14 protein-coding genes are annotated in these 16,149 nt (G+C 59.0%); 1 reads left to right on the top strand and 13 read right to left on the bottom strand.

The features are described from left to right. Nucleotides 1-251 precede the first annotated feature (251 nt). The 13 genes from leuS to LOY53_RS14455 all read right to left on the bottom strand — a co-directional run bounded on the left by leuS (nt 252) and on the right by LOY53_RS14455 (nt 14,603). Nucleotides 252-2,846, bottom strand: a complete 2,595-nt coding sequence (leuS, locus tag LOY53_RS14515; RefSeq protein ID WP_252824496.1) for a leucine--tRNA ligase — start codon at nt 2,844-2,846, stop codon at nt 252-254. Nucleotides 2,847-2,976: 130 nt separating this feature from the next. Then, the gene (locus tag LOY53_RS14510) at nt 2,977-4,023 is read right to left on the bottom strand and encodes a fatty acid desaturase (protein ID WP_252824495.1); all 1,047 of its coding nucleotides are present in this window, start codon (nt 4,021-4,023) and stop codon (nt 2,977-2,979) included. 46 nt (nt 4,024-4,069) lie between these two features. Continuing rightward, nucleotides 4,070-5,275 (bottom strand): MFS transporter, encoded by a 1,206-nt coding sequence (locus LOY53_RS14505; RefSeq protein ID WP_252824493.1) that lies wholly within the window; start codon nt 5,273-5,275, stop codon nt 4,070-4,072. Between the two features lie 118 nt (nt 5,276-5,393). Further along, a complete protein-coding gene (locus tag LOY53_RS14500; RefSeq protein WP_258702839.1) occupies nt 5,394-6,488 on the bottom strand; it encodes an acetyl-CoA carboxylase biotin carboxylase subunit family protein in 1,095 nt (364 codons plus the stop codon). 14 nt (nt 6,489-6,502) lie between these two features. Then, the gene (locus tag LOY53_RS14495; RefSeq protein WP_207879090.1) at nt 6,503-7,240 is read right to left on the bottom strand and encodes a type IV toxin-antitoxin system AbiEi family antitoxin domain-containing protein; all 738 of its coding nucleotides are present in this window, start codon (nt 7,238-7,240) and stop codon (nt 6,503-6,505) included. Beyond that, nucleotides 7,237-8,406, bottom strand: coding sequence for a histidinol-phosphate transaminase (locus LOY53_RS14490; protein WP_258702838.1), 1,170 nt, complete (start codon nt 8,404-8,406; stop codon nt 7,237-7,239). Before LOY53_RS14490 ends, LOY53_RS14495 begins: the two co-directional genes overlap by 4 nt. After that, a complete protein-coding gene (locus LOY53_RS14485) occupies nt 8,403-9,146 on the bottom strand; it encodes a class II aldolase/adducin family protein (protein WP_258702837.1) in 744 nt (247 codons plus the stop codon). Before LOY53_RS14485 ends, LOY53_RS14490 begins: the two co-directional genes overlap by 4 nt. Beyond that, nucleotides 9,139-10,116, bottom strand: coding sequence for a C-terminal binding protein (locus LOY53_RS14480; RefSeq protein WP_258702836.1), 978 nt, complete (start codon nt 10,114-10,116; stop codon nt 9,139-9,141). Before LOY53_RS14480 ends, LOY53_RS14485 begins: the two co-directional genes overlap by 8 nt. A gap of 8 nt (nt 10,117-10,124) precedes the next feature. Beyond that, nucleotides 10,125-11,165, bottom strand: coding sequence for an ornithine cyclodeaminase family protein (locus LOY53_RS14475; protein ID WP_196996475.1), 1,041 nt, complete (start codon nt 11,163-11,165; stop codon nt 10,125-10,127). A gap of 67 nt (nt 11,166-11,232) precedes the next feature. Then, on the bottom strand, nt 11,233-11,973 hold the full coding sequence (locus tag LOY53_RS14470) for an SDR family NAD(P)-dependent oxidoreductase (RefSeq protein WP_252824488.1): 741 nt from the start codon (nt 11,971-11,973) through the stop codon (nt 11,233-11,235). Nucleotides 11,974-12,015: 42 nt separating this feature from the next. Continuing rightward, a complete protein-coding gene (locus LOY53_RS14465) occupies nt 12,016-12,540 on the bottom strand; it encodes a MaoC family dehydratase (protein ID WP_215520989.1) in 525 nt (174 codons plus the stop codon). Between the two features lie 10 nt (nt 12,541-12,550). Then, nucleotides 12,551-13,261 carry a CoA ester lyase gene (locus tag LOY53_RS14460; protein WP_258702835.1) on the bottom strand — a complete coding sequence of 237 codons (711 nt, stop codon included), beginning with the start codon at nt 13,259-13,261 and terminating at the stop codon, nt 12,551-12,553. A gap of 427 nt (nt 13,262-13,688) precedes the next feature. Further along, a complete protein-coding gene (locus tag LOY53_RS14455) occupies nt 13,689-14,603 on the bottom strand; it encodes a LysR family transcriptional regulator (protein WP_225935653.1) in 915 nt (304 codons plus the stop codon). A 204-nt stretch (nt 14,604-14,807) separates the two neighbouring features. On the opposite strand from LOY53_RS14455, the gene LOY53_RS14450 reads away from it, so the two are divergent. Further along, complete coding sequence (locus LOY53_RS14450; protein ID WP_252824485.1) at nt 14,808-15,833, top strand: zinc-dependent alcohol dehydrogenase family protein; 1,026 nt, start codon at nt 14,808-14,810, stop codon at nt 15,831-15,833. Nucleotides 15,834-16,149 lie beyond the last annotated feature (316 nt).

Below are 16,149 nucleotides of genomic sequence, written 5' to 3'. Positions count from 1 at the left end.
TTTGTACCCGCAGATGTACCCCTTTCAACTGCAGCTACGAGTGGATTCCAGTGGAGGCAACGAGGAGGGATCGGTTTCAAATGTGCAATCCCTCGCCCATTTGCGCAACTTATGCTTTGGGCTCGTCACAGTCGCTACGCGTAGCAGCAGTCAGTGGGTGGGATGCACACGTTTTCCACTGAGGCCTGAACCAGAAAGCCGACATTTCCTGAGAAAGCCGGCTTTCTGGTTTCAGGGGACAACCTGAATGGTCAGACGATGAAGTTCACCAATCGGTTAGGCACTACGATCATCCTTCCTGCGCTTTCCAGATATTTGCTCAACACAGGATCGGACAGCGCCTGGTCACGGATTGTGTCATGGTCGGCATCGGCCTGGACCAGAATCTCCCCCCGTAGCTTGCCATTGACCTGTACCATCAACTTCACTTCGTCCTGCCTTAAGGCGTCGCTGTCCGGGGTCGGCCAGGCACTGTCGTAGATCGCGCCGGGGAATCCTAATGCCTCCCAGAGAACCTGGGAGATATGTGGCGTCACAGGTTGCAGCACCTGCAAGAGAATGGACATGGTTTCCCGGCAGACCTGGTGACCAACGCTGCGGGCACTCTCCAGTACCTTGAGCATCTTCATTGCACCCGATACGACGGTATTGTATTGCAGACGCTCATAATCGTTATTGATTTGCTTCAACAAGTCATGGGTCATGAAGCGCACACGGCTGGCTTCTGTGGCGTCTGCCGCCTGGCCGTCACTTTCGCTCCAGCGTGCCTGCTCATCAACGGCAAAGCTCCAGAGACGGCGCAGGAAGCGATAAGCCCCTTCGACACCGGTGTCGCTCCAGATCGTGCTTTGATCAGGGGGGCCGGCGAAGATGGTGAACAACCGGGCGGTGTCCGCACCAAACCGGTCGATGATGTCCTTGGGCTCGACCACGTTGTTCTTCGACTTGGACATCTTCTCCACGCCACCGAGGGTGACAGGCAAGCCATCTTCGATCGCTGTCGCGCTGACCGGACGGCCTTTTTCATCGTATTGAACCGATACTTCGCAGGGGTAGAACCATCGTCGGCTACCGTCCTGCGCCTTGCGGTAATAACTTTCCCGCAGCAGCATGCCCTGAGTGAACAGATTCTTGAATGGTTCACTGAAGTCCACCAATCCCTCGTCGCGCATCGCCCTTGTCCAGAACCTGGCGTAGAGTAAGTGCAGCACCGCATGCTCGATGCCGCCGATGTACTGGTCGATGGGCATCCAGTATCGGTTGCCAGGCCCTACCATCGAAGTGTGGCAGTCGGGATCGCAGTAGCGCATGAAATACCAGCTCGAGTCGACGAAGGTGTCCATTGTGTCCGTTTCCCGTTGCGCGGGTGCTGCACAACGAGGGCACGCGACGAGGCGGAACGATTCACGCCGCAGCAACGGATTGCCGCTTCCGTCGGGAATGCAATCGGTCGGCAATATTACCGGCAGGTCTGCGTAAGGTACTGGTACATCGCCACAGTATTCGCAATGAATGATCGGAATCGGAGTTCCCCAGTATCGTTGCCGGGAGATTCCCCAGTCACGCAGGCGCCACGTGGTGGCTTGCTCGCCACGCCCACGCTCGGCCAGGGCGTCGACGATTGCCAGGGCAGCTTGCTCCACCGTGAGGCCATCATAGGCGCCAGAGTTGATCAGGCGACCTTCCTGGCTGCCGTAGCGATCCGACCAGGCTGCAGGGTCATAAGGAGCCCCGTCGAGCGCGATGACGGGGTGTACGGGCAAGCCATACTGACGGGCAAAATCGAAATCGCGCTCATCATGGGCCGGCACCCCCATCAAGGCGCCTTCCCCATACTCACCAACCACATAATTGGTGATCCACACGGCGACCGGTTCGCCGGTCAATGGATGCTCGACGTGCAAGCCGCTCGGGATACCGAGCTTCGCCTGCGCGCCGGCGGCGGGGCTGGTCTGTGCCGCCTGTCGACACGCCTGCACCTGCGGCTCGAGCCCTGGATCGAGCGCCGTGGCACGCTTGGCCAGCGGATGATCAGGGGAAACGGCACAAAACGTCACACCCATCAGCGTATCGACGCGCGTCGTGAACACCCACAGCTTGCCTGCGTCGATCAACTGCCCGTTTGCGTCTTCGACAGTGTGGACAAAGGCCAGGCGGACTCCACTGGCCTTGCCAATCCAGTTGCGCTGCATGCTGCGGACCATGTCCGGCCAACCCTCCAGGGTATCGATGGCCGACAGCAGTTCCTCTCCATACTGCGTGATGCGCAGGTAGTAGCCGGGAATCTCGCGTTTCTCGACGAGCGCTCCGGATCGCCAACCCCGGCCATCCACCACTTGCTCGTTGGCCAGCACGGTTTGGTCGACGGGGTCCCAGTTGACGATCTGGGTCTTCTTGTAGGCCACGCCCTTTTCCAGCAACTTCAAGAAAAACCACTGGTTCCATTTGTAGTATTCGGGATCGCAGGTGGCGATTTCTCGTGACCAGTCGAAAGCCAGTCCTAGCGGCTGCATCTGCGACTTCATGTCGGCGATGTTCATCCGTGTCCATTGAGCGGGTGATACGCCCGACTGCATCGCGGCGTTTTCAGCCGGTAGGCCGAACGCATCCCATCCCATCGGCATCAGGACGTTGTAGCCCTTCATCCGCATGTGACGGGCCAACATGTCATTGATCGTGTAGTTGCGCACATGCCCCATGTGCAACTTTCCGGAAGGGTAGGGCAGCATGGAACAGGCATAGAACTTTGGCCGGCTTTCGTCCTGGACAGCCTTGAATACTTCATCGCGAAGCCATTTGGCCTGAGCCGTGCTTTCAACCCAGGCAGGATCATACTGCTGTCGCATAGGGGGTCCTCGATATTGTTGGAGCTGGACGACGATAAATCGCCCGGCTCATATGTTCTTGTAAGATATCGCTCGGCCTGTTGAACATCGCTTGCCGCAAGTGTAAGCGCTTACGGTAATCTGGCAGGGATTAGGTTTGAAAAGTTTTTTCCTCTTTGCGCCCTCCCGCCAACCAGCCACGGGGCCACACGCTGAAAGCCCGAGGCGGCTTGTATTTGGCTTTAAGCGACCGTAACAGACTGCCGTGAGTAATCAAGCAGAAATCGGGTTGGAAGTGCTGCATATACTGTGGGATCTTATCCCACGGAACTGTAGGAAAAATATGATGGGCGCCATGGTAGTTGAAGTTCATCAGGCACACTCGCTCGAAAAAGAGTGGCACTTTCACGTTTCTCGCAAACAGCGAATCATTGATGGGCGTCTGGTAGTGGGCAAAACTGTCCAGCACAGTGAGAATAAATGCTCTGAGTAAGTAGAGGATCACCAATATCCACCAGTTGGCGCCATACAGAAAAGCACTGCAAGCTAACAGCAGCAAGGTGCACGCGCCTTCGGTGCGCAGTGCGCTCAATTTTTTATTGCGCAGGGTGATGGACAGCGCGCAATGATCCGACGGCACTACTGTCGAGCCGTAGATGAGGCTCGTCAGCGGGTAGATAAAACGGGGCGGCAGGAAGCAGACGATTGCGGTCAGCACGAAGTCGTGCCAGTAAGCACCAAACAATTTGCGATAGTAATAATTGACGACCTTGCGCGTCGATCGGCGCGGGGCGATATAGATCTCGTCGCAATCATGCTCGGTACGATTGACGCGGTGATGCCGCAGATGATCGAAGCGTTGCAAGTCATAGGCGATGCCCATGAACACCGCCATCACCTGGCCCATACGCCGGTTCCTCCGGGGGGCAGGGTGCAGCAATCCGTGTATCGCCTCATGCACCATAACGCCGGTGGTCGAAGAGAACAACAGGGTGGGTAGCAGGGTCAGCATGAACCAGGGGTTTGTAGAGATCAACAGGGGAGCGATGAGAAACTGGTAGCCGTTGACCAGTACAAGAAATGCAAAGATCAAGTTGTTGGTCGTGACATCGATATCGTCGAAGTCGCGGGTTTTGACCAGGGTCGGATTGCCACGATACAAACGCTCGTACAGGTCCTGCGTCAGTGTCTCGCTCATGCTGAATGCACCTCTTCCTTTTGATGCCTGAAACGAGCCTCCTGGCTCAACTTCTTCGTGGTGATGAAACCTGTGGAGCCTTGGCTTCCCGGCCCCACAACCAGCAGACGCCTCCGAGCAGCAGACCCAGCAGTCCGTAGAGGCTCCAGCTCAGCGTGAACCCAGCGCTGGAGTTCAACGAGGCGCCCAATCCCACCGAGACCATTCTGGCGAGCGCGAGCAGGATGGGAATCAGCGAAAAGAGGCTGGCCTGGGTTTGCAATGATGTCTTTTGGGAAATCAACGCGGTGATATGGGTGATGCCGAGAATCTCACCCATCGTCCAGAAGAAAACGAACGTCAGAATCAACGCGGTATGCTCGAAAAACGCGTAGGCGCCAAATCCGATACCGTAGAAGATTCCTGCCGCGGCCAGGTTGGAGAGCGTGCTGAATCGGGAGGTTAGCGCGATCAGAGGCTGCGTGATCAGGATGACCAGCAACGCGTTGACGATCCCCACGGCAGCGAAGATGCTCGCGGCACGGTCAACGGCTATTACATCGAGCCACAACGGTAGCTGATACTCACGCTGCGCATCCAACACCGACAAAGCGAAAAACATTGCGCCGGCGACGATCACGATCCTCGGTATGTCGACCATGTTGCGCAAGATTCTGCGTCGTGCCTGTGGCGTATGAACCTGTCGCTCAGGCAGCACCAGGAAAACACTCGCAAGGAAACACGCAATGCTGAGGCCGGCGGCGAATACCATCAGGTAATGACTATGCAGGCCGAGCAGATACCCACCGATGACAAACAGCAGCGCGGCGCCCAGGTTGCTGGCCAGGTGAAGGTAGCCGAAGGATGCAATGCGGTTGCCATCGTCCGCCGCCAGCGAGGTCAGCATGCTGAACACTGGCGTGATCACGCCTGCGCATAGCATGAACATCAGCACCATGGCAATGGACGTGGTCGGCGTGTTGAACACCATCGCGAGCAGCAGAAAGACCGACGAGCACAATGATGTGCCCAGTAACAGTGAGCGAAAGGAGCAGCGACTGGCCAAGGCCCCACCCAACAAGTTGCCCGTCAAGTAGAACGCCGATACCAGCGTTATCACCAGCGCCACTGCCGAGCCATCGAGATGGTAGTGACGGTTGAAAAACAGCGCTGCGAATGGCCCCAACGCGTTCGCCATGACGAAAAGCAGACGAAGCAGGATGATGTTGCGCATCGCCGTCGTCAGCCCCGCGTCCTTGAAGAGCTTGTTCACTTGAGGATCACCTCGGTGTCACGAACGCGCGCAGTGCTCGCTGCACGGCATTCGTGCGCCGTATCTGCCTGGGTGATGATGAACGCAGCTCGATCAAGAAAGGCATCCGGCGGCAGCTTCAAGGTGCGGCCGGAGGCGGCCTCGACGACCAATTGCGACCTGACGCCTGCGGGCAGTGCGGGCAGTGCGGCATGCACCTTGACCAATACCCCGCGTGGGGCGGGTAGATGAAGTCGATGGCGGCCACCCGGTGGCGCGTCGGTCGCAGGTCCAGCGGTACATCCCGGAAACTGTCCACCAGCAGCTTGAACAGATCCAGGTCGCTGGCCAGCTCTACCAGCTTCAGGATCTGATCACCACCGGCCCGGGTCGCAAGTTCAATGACCTTCGCACCATCCTTGCCCAGGCGGATTTCCGTATGGGTGATTCCCCACTGCACAGCCAGCGCCTGATGGGCGGCAACCACCAAGGCCGCAACCGCCGGCGGCAGGTCCTGCCCACCCGGCTCGAAAGAGACCAGGTGACCAACCTCCTCGAAGTAAGGTGCCGGACCGAGACGTTTCTGCGTCACGGCAACAATATTGACGCGACCTTGGGCCACCACACTTTCGACACTGATTTCCGGGCCATCGACATAGGCTTCCACCAATGTCTCGTCCATGATCGCGCTGCTGGTACGTACCTGTTTTTCGCTAGCGTGCCTGGCCGCGATAGCCGCGAGCAGTGCCTGCTCGGTGTCCGCCAGCACCACGCCGATGCTGCCTGCCAGTTTTCTTGGCTTGATGACCACCGGGAAACCGATTGCCCGTGCGGCCGCGACAATCTCCGCATCCGTCAGGGCGAGCAATGAGGCGGGAGAAGACACGCCGTGCCGGGCGAACGCTTCGCGCATCAGGCGTTTGTCCCGGCTCACCCGGGCGGTATCCAGCGTATTGCCGCGCAACCCGAAGCGAGCGGACAGCAAGGCCACCGCCTCGACGTAGAATTCGTAGTAGGTGACAATCAGGAGCAAGTCGATACCGAGTGTTTCGACCTGGGTGGCAATCTCGTCAATCTGTTCCGGATCGATGTCTACCCAGTGAGCGACGTAGCGCTCGGCCCATTCGGGCAGGCTCTTGCCCACCAGGATCACCGGCGCCTGACGCGCCAGGGAGGCCAAGGCAAACTCGCGGTAAAACTGGTTACCCACATCAAGCAGCAAAATATGCTTCATAGCGCTTGGCACCCCTATCCGTAGGGTTTCAAAGACAACATCGATCCGTCCTTGAGCCGGGTGATCCAACGGCTGTTACTGCCCACCGGAATACGGTACTGACTCAGCACCGTATCGACGTTGAGCTGACCGCATTCGCGTCCCCATTTGAGGAACAGACGCTTGGCTTTTACGCTGGTACAGCGTTGAAGCAGATCACCCACGATGTCCGGGTACATCACCTTGACTTGCGAAAACGCACTATAGGCATCCTCCAGCGATTGCTTGCCGCCCACGTCGTAGAGCATTTCCAGCAATGCACGCTCCGGCGTGGAGCATTTGATGCCGCCCAATGCTGGCCCCGCATCCGTCAATGTCTGCTCAGGCATGCTTGAACCCTCCCAATCGAACAGGCGGGCATGGCTATAGCGCACGGAAAAACGCTCGGAAAACCAGCGCGGCAAGGCCGCGCGTGCGTCCCCCCATAGCACCAGAGGCGTGCTGTCGTGCTCCAAGAGTGCGCTATAGCCGCCTACATGCAATCCTTCGATTTGCATGGCCAGGTAGGAAAGCGCCGACGGCAGTCTCAACGACTCGCCAGGAAATACATAGACGCCATGGGCAACACGTGTAAGCCAGCCACTCTTTGCGTAGCCGGCAGCGCGCTGATTGGAGATACCGATTTTCTGCAGTGTCGAGAGATCCAGCGGCATGTCACGAGGCATGGTCTTGTAGAGTTCCTTGATCAACGAGTACTGGTGACGTCCTTTCATCCCTTGCATCCTAAGTCTGTGCGATCTTGAAAAACCACACCACCGTCCTGGCCTGTGATCACTATCGAACGGCCAGTTTCACATCCCCCCCAGCCAGTCACGCTGCCAGCCCCACGTATCAACGCCATCAGGAATACCTTGAGATCTGATTTCGCCGGTATCGCCACGCGCAGCATGTTGTGGAGCATGCCGAAACTGTGGGGGTGCCCGGAGCAGTGGCTCACGCGGATATCGTTCTGGGCGAAGGCACGTGCCAGACGACCATTGTTTTGATCCTGCAATAGCAGGAAGTTGGTATCGCTGCCGTACGCCACGATCCCGTGCGCACGGCATATCTCGATGATCGCGCCCTTGATCTGATCGAGGCTCTCATGGGCACGCCGCAAGTGATCCTGATTGCGCAAACAGTACAACGCGGCTTTTATTGCGATGTGGTTGATGTCCCAGGGACCACGTACTTTCAACAGCTCGCGCACCGAATCAGGATGCGTGACCACATACCCAAGGCGCAGTCCGGCAAGTCCGAAATACTTGGAGAACGAGCGGATGACGAACAACTGTCTGACTCTGCTGAACGTATCCAGGCAAGATTGCTGCAAGTATTCGAAATAACACTCGTCAACAATGATCGGCTTGTCCTGCCTGACGCACGCCTCCACCAGTACCTCCAGTTGCTCCGTCTCCAAGCGCCCCCCCAGTGGATTGTTAGGGTTGCACAGGATCAGGCCCTGGCTTGTCGACAAGGCGTCGAGAACAGCCGGAATGGGCAGTACGAAGCCTTGCGCTTGCTTCTCGAACCCCACGACGACCGGCGTGACGCCATTGATGTCGAGCATCTGGTAGTAGAAGGAAAACACTGGCGAAGGAATGACGACGCGATCGCCAGGTGAAAATAGCAATCGCAACAGCAGGTCGATGGCTTGATCCGCGCCGTTGGTCAACAGCACGTGCTGCGTGGGCACTTTGCAGTAGTTGGCCAACTCGCTGAGCAGGGGCTGGTAGTTGGGGTAGGTGAACAGGTCCTGGGGTTGGAGCTCTGTCGCAATGAAGCGCGCGAGAAATTGTCTCAGGAACTGGTTTTCGTTCAAGTCCAGCAACACGGAGTTCAGGTCGCGCTCCGGCGCCTTCCACAGTCCCGAGCCGAGAATATGTTCGTCAATGTTCATGTGTGCGTGCTCCCATAGATGACCTGCTCGCCGAGCTCATACATGTGCTGCACTTCCTCTTCGCTGGCAAATGCAATCGATTTTCCGGTTGCCGCCGACAGGTGCTGACAGATAATCAGTCGGCGAATTTCCGCGACGAATGCCACCGCGCGGTGGTAGGCCTCTGAAAGGTCGCGGCCGAAGCTGGTGATGCCGTGGCCAGGCATGACGATGCAATTGGTAGCGTCGGCACAACGGCCGATGGCGCTCACGTCGAGCTCGACATTCACCCCTTCGCCAAGAATGCAGGGCGGCTTGCCCATGACGAGCGCGGTGTCGTTCGACACATACCTCATCTGCCGCCATTGCATGACGGAAAAAAATGCGATGACGTCATCGGGGTGCAGGTGCACAGTGGCATGGATATCATGGCGGCAGCGCATGATCTCGCGGTGCATCTGATGCCCCAGGCTGGGGCGGCAGCGCCCGTGCAGCAGTTCATCGGACTGGATGTCCAGCACGGCCAGGTGCTCTAGGCCGGACTCTTCGAGCGACAGGCCGAGATGTTTGGTGTACATCACCTCGCGCTTCCAATAAGGACAATGTGTGCGCACGACGATATTGCCCAGGGTATTGACGAGCAGTTCGCGTGCGGCCAGGCGCTGGCCGTACTGCAGTATGCTGGCGCCAGTCGCCAGGTCGAACCAGGCGGGCAGCCCGGATGGTGAGAGCTCAAGGCTCGCGAGCTTCATCTCAGGCATATCCTTTCGCCTCCTTTGCGATGCAATCAGGGTTGACCAGGGTCTTGACCTTGTCCCCCTGCAGTAGCGTCAGCATCGTCTGCAGCGCATTGCGCTTCAACTCAGCCAGTGAGCGCTCACTGTAGAAGGCCGCATGAGGGGTCATCAGCACACGCTCATGCTCGATCAGTGCCTTGGGCGCAGAGGGCTCCTCCTGCACCACATCCAGCAATGCCATCGATACCGCCCCGGACGGCAAGGCGCGCAGCAATGCCTCGGAATCAACGATACCGCCGCGCGCCGTATTGATCAGCATTGCCCCAGGCTTGACTTGCGCAAAGCGCGCATCGTTCAACAGGTGCAGGCTTTGCGCGGTGAGAGGCAGGTGCAGGGAAATAACATCGGCCTGCTCGAGCAGGGACTCCAGCGTCACCCGCTGTGCCAGCCCTTGTGAACACTGCTCGATCCACGGGTCGTAGAAACGCAGTTGATAGCCGAGCACCGACGCCCTGTGTGCCAAGGCTTGCCCGGTTGCACCATAGCCAACCAGCCCCAGCACGGTGTCGCGGCAGGCTTTCACCGTGCCGGTATGAGTGCGCCAGCTCCAGCCACCCTCCCGGGTATGCCTGGCGAACTCCAGCAGTTTGCGCTGGGCCATCAGAATAAGCGCCAGTGCATGCTCCGCGACCTCTTGCGCACCCACCGCACCGATGTTCGAACAAAGGATGCCTTTTGCGCTGAGGGCGTCGACGTCGACGTCATCGAGGCCGATGGTTGCCTTCACCAGCACTCGGCAGCGACGCATCCTGGCCACCAGAGACGCGTCGACGACCACCGCGTGAAAAGCGATTATTCCATCGGCCCGTGCCAGTTGCTCATCCGAAGGGTTGGCGGTGACCTCCAGGGTATGGCCCTGTTGTGTTGTTCCTGCGCCGTACTCTCCGGAATCGATGTAGTTCACTCTCGGAGAATCGATCAGCAATATGTTCATGGGTTTCCCTACTCCCCAATAGTGTCCATGCCAGATCGGCTCCGCACGCGGGGCATGTCTGGATTGTTGAAATAGTCGCAGTACCGACCTATTCCTCCTGCTCTGGCCGTCTCATAGATGCAGGCGGCTACCACCATGTCCTGACTGGCATGCCCTACGCTGCGGAAGTAGCTCCACCGGGACTTCTTGAGGGGAGGCTCAGGCTGGTCGATGACCAGCGCGCTGATCTGGCGAATGTCACGCTCGCTGATCACCGACAATGCCAGCGCCTGAGCTATCTCTCCCGACTCATGGCGAGCCGAGTCCAGATGATCGACATGGACCTGGGCGTCGGCCAGCAACCCGGGGTCGATCTCGCACGCGGCAAGCGAGCTACCCCCCACTGCGTTGATATGCGCGAACGGTTTGAGCATCTGCGGGGCGACCAGTGGGGTAGGGCTGGCGTGAGAGGTGGTCGTACAGATGATGTCCGCATCGGCCAGCGCCATCGGCACAGTGTCGACCGCTTCGATCGGCAGGCTAAGCTCGATGGCTAACCGCTCGGCCAACGCGACGCTCTGTGTCAGGCGCCGCGAAACAATCCGCACCTGCCCCAGATCCCGGATGGCAGCCATGGCCCTCACATGCGCCGCAGCCTGGGCGCCCGCCCCGATAACCGCCAGATTGAGCCGCCCACGCGGACATAGCTTGTCGGTTGCCAGTGCGCTCATGGCACTGGTGCGAATAGCTGTCAGGGCCGCGCTGTCCAGCATCGCCAGCAGCCTACCGGTTTGCGCTTCGATCAGTAATACTGCACCGTTGATCGCCGATAACCCCCGTGCACTGTTATCGGGATGGAACGACGATACCTTGATGCCCAGGGTTTGCTGCTCGGGCAGCAACGCCGGCATGAACAAGGAAAATGCGCTATTGCGTTCCTGAGTGATCATCAGCCGTTTTGGAACCACCGGGGGGATTGACGCAAACCCTCGATGCGCGTCTTCCAGCACACGGACAAGCCTTGGCAGCTCGACACTGCGTTCGATGTCCTGGCGATTGAGCAGCAGCATGCCTTTTTCCTTGTTCTATTGATCCATTTGTGAAGATGCGGGCAATTGATTCTCGCGCCAGCGGTATTCAGGCCTGAGTTCCTCCGTCCACCGGCATCGCGATGCCGGTCACAAATGACGCGTCCTGAGAGCACAGCCAATAAACCGCGCTGGCCACTTCCTGGGCTTCGCAGACCCGGTTCAGTGGGTGGGTGCCGCCTACCGATTCCAGATCGCCTCCAAGGATGTCCTCCGACAGGGGCGTGCGGACAAAGGACGGGCATACTGCATTGATGCGAATCCCGAACGGAGCATACTCACGCGCCGCGGCCCGGGTCATACCCACGAGGGCATGCTTGCTCGCAGAGTAGACCGAACCGCCCGTGGCACTTGCGCGTATCCCGGCCAGGGAAGCGACGTTGACGATGCTGCCGGCGCGCGCCAGCCTCATCGTCGGCAAGACTGCTTTCATACACTGCCAGGGCGCCTTGACATTGGTGGCCAGGACATCGTCGAACACGGTGTCGTCGTACTCCTCGGTACGCGTGAAAGGCGTGCCTTCTATACCGATGCTGTTGACCAGGCACGTCACCGGCGGATGATTGAGTGCAATGGCCCGAAAGCATTCGGTCAGCTCGCGAGCATCACGCAGGTCGACAGCATAGCCATGGGCCACCCCGCCGGCCTCGCGAATGCGGTCGCACACTCCACGGTTCTGCTCGCCTCGGCGCCCGCAGACAACCACCTCGTATCCCTCCCTGGCAAAACGCCAGGCGCAGGCCTCACCAATACCGGAGTTGCCGCCGGTAATCACCGCTAATTTGCTCATGGCATGTTTCCAGGGTTGCTGTTTCACGACGGCCAACGTGTCCTAGCCGATGGGGTAGTCCTGGGAGTGCCCCTTCTTCGGCACCAGGAAGGTCCGCAGGTAATTGATCACTGGCGTTCCGTCTTGCTTGCGACCAATGACTCTGATGGTGACGATTCCCTGGCCGGGGCGTGAGCGCGATTCTCGTTTGAAAACCACCTCGCTCTCGGCGTAAAGGGTATCGCCGACATAGACCGGGTTTGGCAGCCGTATTTCATCCCACCCTAGATTGGCAATCGCCCGCGCACTCATGGTCGCTACGGTCATGCCGCTGACAATCGACAAGGTGACGGAGCTATTGACCAGCAGCCTTTCAAATTCGGTGCGCTGCGCATAAGCCACATCAATATGTGCGGGGTGATTGTTCATGTTGACCAGCGACTGCCAGATATTGTCCAGTTCCGTCACCGTGCGTCCCGGGCGATGTTCGAAGACATCGCCCACCACGAACTCTTCGAAATGCAGGCCGTAGGATTCGCGGTAGCGATTGACGCCGACCTGTTCATGCGCCGTAATCATGGATTCCATGCATCTCTCCTTAAAGTCCCAGTTCCTGGGCGCGCTGGATCACCTTCCTAGCTTGCTTCACGAATGGCGGCCCAACCATGAGGTTCTTCAACCGGGTGATCTTGTCGCCACTGTGCTGTGCTGCCTTCACCACCGCCAAGGCCTGTTCGTAGGCCGTGGTAGAGGGGGTGAAAACGGCATTGATCGTGGCTATCTGCCGGGGGTGGATGGCGGTCTTGCCGCTGAACCCTAGCTCGAGGGTGTCCTGGCATTCCTTCATCAACCCGTTTTCGTCATCAAGATGGAAATAAGCCGTATCGAACGCGGGAATGCCTGCCGCGCTAGCCGCTGCGACGATGCTCCCTCGCGCATGCAGGATATTGTTCCAGCCGCCAATCGGCACGCCGAGGCTGGCGGCGTAGTCGGCAGACCCGAAGATCAATCCGTCGGCCGTGGCGGCGATCTCGTAGATGTCCCGCATGCAGACCGGTGTTTCGACCGTGACCAGGATCTTCGGGCTTTCTCCGTCACGACACAGGTTGGCCCGCACCACCTCGATTTCGGCAGCCGCTTCGGTCATGGCCATCACGATGAACTCAGGCCGGTGTTTCAGCGACTGGACGAGCAAGAGATCGAGCAACCCTTCGTTGTCACGTAGCGGGTTGATTCGCAGCGCCGTCCGTTGCTGCACGCGAGAGCGATAGAACTGCTCGACACATGCCCGCGCCTGGGCTTTTTGCAAGTAGAGGACTCATTATTCCGAGTAGCCATGAAAACAACTTCCGTCAGCCTCTGCGTATAGCGCAGTAATAGGTGTCATTGGCGTGTACCATAGTCGGAGATGACAAGTCTTGCGGTTGCCGTTATTGACTTTCCAACTTCAATCTGGAGCGGCCACCTACGCCGCAATGTTGTCCGGGCATGTCGCTGGGCATGATTTGTACTGTGTCCCGTGACACCGTCAGGGCACTGGCTGACGATATGGGGGGGGGTGGCGAAAGCATGGGCAGAGATGGACATCAGTCCAACCAAGAAGGTCCCACTCCATGCGCTGTGGTAGGGCGTGGTGCTGTGTCACGGCCGTTCGCTGTGTTCGCTGTCTCGGCTTATCGCGTCGGCGAGTGCCATGGCAGTTGTCCGGCCGGACTGTTGCCTTCATGGCGTTCTGATCAAAGACTGTCCGGATCGCCAAAGAACATCTGTATCCGCGACCGCAACCACCGCTCCGCAGGATCATTATCCTGCGCCCCCCGCCACGCCATGTGCAGCTCAAAACTGCGCACCTCGATCGGCAGGTCCTCAGCCCGCAGCCCCCCGGCAGCCGTCAACGCATCCGCCGTGTAATCCGGCACCGTGGCAACAATGTCGGTACCCGCCAGCAAACTCCCCAGCCCATTGAACTGCGGCACCGCGAGCACCACATGGCGCTTGCGGCCTATCTCGTCCAGGGCTTCGTCGATGAAACCGGACAGGTCACCGGCAAACGACACCAGGGCGTGCGGCCGGGCGCAGAAGTCGTCCAGGGTGATGCTCCCGGGCACGCTGTCGGCGCGCAGCAGTTTCGGCTTGCTGCGGCGCAGCACCTTGCGCTTGGCATTGGCTGGCAGCTCGCTGGTGTAGCTCACGCCCACCGATATTTCCCCCGAGGCCAGCAGCGTTGGCATCAGCAGGTAGTTGACCCGGCGCACCACCAGCACGATACCCGGTGCTTCGGCACGGATGCGCTTGAGCAGTTGCGGCAGCAAGGCGAATTCGGCGTCGTCCGACAGGCCGATGCGGAACACAGCATTACTGGTGGCGGGGTCGAACTCGGCCGCGCGGCTGACGGCGGTAGAGATCGAGTCCAGCGCCGGGGAGAGCAGGGCGAAGATTTCATGCGCCCGCGCCGAGGGCTCCATGCTGCGGCCGGTGCGCACGAACAGGGGGTCGTCGAACAGGTTGCGCAGGCGCGACAGGGCCGCGCTGATGGCCGGCTGGCCGAGGAACAGTTTCTCGGCAGCACGGGTCACGCTACGCTCGTGCATCAGCGTTTCGAACACGATCAGCAGGTTGAGGTCTACACGACGCAGGTCGTTTCGATTCATCGGTGCGCTTCGCCTAAAGTGGGGCAGGGGTGAATCTTAAGGCCAAAGGCTGTTACCCTGCACCGATTTCCGGGGGCCAATTCAGATGAATGTCAGGTGCCCAATCGATGACAAGCATGTCGACTATTAATGACCACTGATGGTCTAACGGCCAAAGCCCGGATAAAGTCCGTGGTAATAGAGGTTCACAAGGCGAGGTATGCGATGTCCCGCATGATCCGTTTCCACAAGTTCGGTGCAGCCGATGTGCTCCGTTGCGAAGAGCAGGCCGAACCGTCGCCCGCCGCCGACGAGGTGCAGGTCCGCGTCGAGGCGATCGGCGTCAGCTGGTATGACGTGCTCTGGCGTCAGAACCTGGCACCGTCCCAAGCCCGTCTGCCGGCGGGGATCGGCCATGAGATGGCGGGTGTGGTGACGGCTGTCGGTGAAGGGGTCGAGGATATTGCGGTGGGTGACCGGGTCGCCAGCTTCCCGGCCACCAGCGCCAATGATCACCCTGTATATGGCGACGTGATCGTGCTGCCACGTACAGCCATCACCCGCTACCCGACTATCCTCACGCCGATCGAGGCCAGCGTGCATTACACGCCGCTGTTGATTGCCTACTTCGCGTATGTCGACCTGGCCCGCGCCAAGGCAGGGCAAACCGCGTTGGTGACCGATGCCAGCCACTGCGCCGGGCCCGCGTTCGTGCAACTGGGCAAGGCGTTGGGGTTGAAGGTGTTTGCGGCCACCAAGGAGCCGGAACAGCGCGACTACCTGTTGGGCCTGGGGGCGGACAAGGTGATTGTCACCGAGGAGCAGGACCTGCTACTGCAGGTTGGCAAATACACCGACGGGCGTGGCGTGGACATGGTCCTCGATGGCATGGGTGGGCCGCAGATGTCGCTGCTCGGCGATGTGCTCGCCCCCCGTGGCAGCCTGGTGCTGTATGGCCTGCAAGGCGGCAACCAGACGCCATTCCCGGCCTGTGCGGCGTTTCAGAAGAACATCCAGTTCTATGTGCACTGTATCGGCAACTTTACCGGCAAGCCGGAGCTGGGTATCAGCCAGGACCAGGTCGCGCTGCAGCGGGCGCTGCGGGATATCAACCAGTTCACCGCCGATCAGTTGCTGACCCCGCAGATCATCAAGGTGTATCCGTTCGATCAGGTGGTCGAGGCGCATCGGTACATGGATGAATGCCCGTGTGGCGGGCGGGTGGTATTGGATATGGCACAGCCTTCATGAGGGGGCGTTGAAGACCACAAGAACCCGGGCAATGTCCCGGGTTTTTTGTGCGTTGGCGGGTGCAATGCCCATGCGCTATATCCATCAAAAATCAGACGCATCCTACAATTAAAAAGTACGGAGACTACATATTTTGAGTGTTTGCTTTTAATTGTCGTAATATCTCGGAAGGAAATTTAAGTTGAATACTTGTGGCGCCCGGCTCATTGTGTATTCCCGCACTTGCTGAATGGTTTTTTTACGCTGATCTGTATCTTCTATTCGATATCCAACGCTCGATAATGGCCCAGTGATAGTTTGCGCAAGGAGCGTGGAA

Source organism: Pseudomonas sp. B21-031 (assembly GCF_024748985.1).
GTDB classification, from domain to species: Bacteria; Pseudomonadota; Gammaproteobacteria; order Pseudomonadales; family Pseudomonadaceae; genus Aquipseudomonas; species Aquipseudomonas kermanshahensis.
The sequence above is the reverse complement of the archived record's forward strand: the minus strand, read 5'-3'. Positions and strand labels throughout refer to the sequence as shown.